The sequence below is a fragment of the Streptomyces sp. SBT349 genome (assembly GCF_001083795.1).
GTDB lineage: Bacteria > Actinomycetota > Actinomycetes > Streptomycetales > Streptomycetaceae > Streptomyces.
Map to the genome: position 1 here is coordinate 1 of NZ_LAVK01000651.1, position 1,540 is coordinate 1,540.

At 71.3% G+C, this 1,540-nt stretch carries 2 protein-coding genes; both read right to left on the bottom strand.

Features of this window, described 5'->3' with window-relative positions; translation table 11 throughout:
* The coding region (locus tag ADY01_RS35530) for an FtsW/RodA/SpoVE family cell cycle protein (protein WP_107081906.1) at positions 1–1,302 on the bottom strand (1,302 nt) is incomplete at its 3' end.
* Positions 1,303–1,355: 53 nt separating this feature from the next.
* Positions 1,356–1,540: hypothetical protein (locus tag ADY01_RS35535; protein ID WP_049581004.1), on the bottom strand; the 185-nt coding region annotated here is incomplete at its 5' end.

Below are 1,540 nucleotides of genomic sequence, written 5' to 3' on the forward strand. Positions count from 1 at the left end.
GCGGAGGGGGTCGGCGATGGCGGGGGTGATGATCGTGGCGTTCCCCGCGGGCTCGGTGACGGCGCGGCCCGCGCCGTCGCTGACGCGGATGAGCAACGCCACGAGCAGCCAGTTGGCCACCGTCGAGGAGCCGCCCTGCGCGAGGAACGGCAGAGCCTTGCCGGTGAGCGGGATCAGCCCGGTGACGCCGCCGGAGACGATGAAGACCTGGAGCGCGAGAACGGTCGAGAGCCCCGCGGCGAGCAGCTTGCCGAACGGGTCGGTGACGGACAGCGCCGCGCTGATGCCCCGCTGGATGAGCAGCACGTACAGGAGGATGACCAGCGTGACGCCGAGAAGGCCCAGTTCCTCGCCGACGGTGGCCAGGATGAAGTCGCTGCGGCCCGCGAAGCCGACCAGGTAGGAGTGGCCCTCGCCCAGGCCCGTTCCGGTGAGGTCGCCGGCGCCGAAGCTGAAGAGCGCCTGCGCGGACTGGTCGGATATGAGCCCCGGCGGGCGTTCGTCCTCGGGCAGGAAGATCGCCATCGGGTCGAGCCACGCCTGGACGCGGCCCTTGACGTGCGGCTGGGTGGCGGCGACGACCACGGTGCCGACGGCGGCCATCAGCCCGCCGAGCACGACCCAGCTGGTGCGTTCGGTGGCGATGTAGAGCATGACGACGAAGACGCCGAAGAAGATGAGCGAGGTGCCGAGGTCGCGCTCGTAGAAGAGGACGACGAGGCTGACGGCCCAGACCAGCAGGACCGGGCCCGCGTTGCGCCCGCGGGGCAGGGCGAGGCCGAGGACGCGGCGGCCGGCGAGGGCGAGGGCGTCGCGGTTCGCCATCAGATAGCTGGCGAAGAAGATCACGATCATGACCTTGACGAACTCGCCCGGCTGAACGGACAGCGGACCGACGTTGATCCACCGCTTGGCGCCGAACTGGTCGGCGCCGAAGAACGCGGGGGCCATCAGCAGCAGCATCGCGAGGGCCATGCCGAGGTAGGTGTACCGCTGAAGGACGCGGTGGTGGCGCAGGATCACCAGGGTGGCGATCAGCAGGCCGACGCCGACGAGGGTCCAGATCACCTGGTCGGGGGCGGCGGGCACGGACTGGTAGTTGTCCGGGGGGTAGTGCTCGGCGTAGGCGTGGTCGAGCCGGTCGAGGGGGACGAGGCCGATCCCGGAGAGCAGAACGGTGACGGGCAGGATCAACGGGTCGGCGCGGCTGGCGAAGCGGCGCACGGCGAGGTGGGCCGCGAGGGCGAGGGCGCCGAGCCCGGCGGTGTGGGCGAGCAGGCCGGACGGCGGCTCCTCCTCCATGGCGAGGTTCGCCGAGGTGTGGCCGAACGCGACGATGGCGATCGCGAAGACGATCAGCGCCAGTTCGGTGTTGCGGCGGTGCGCGATCCAGCGCCGGACGGCCGTCTGCCCGATGCGCCCGTCGCGTCCGCCACGACGAAGACGCCGAAGAAGATGAGCGAGGTGCCGAGGTCGCGCTCGTAGAAGAGGACGACGAGGCTGACGGCCCAGACCAGCAGGACCGGGCCCGCGTTGCGCC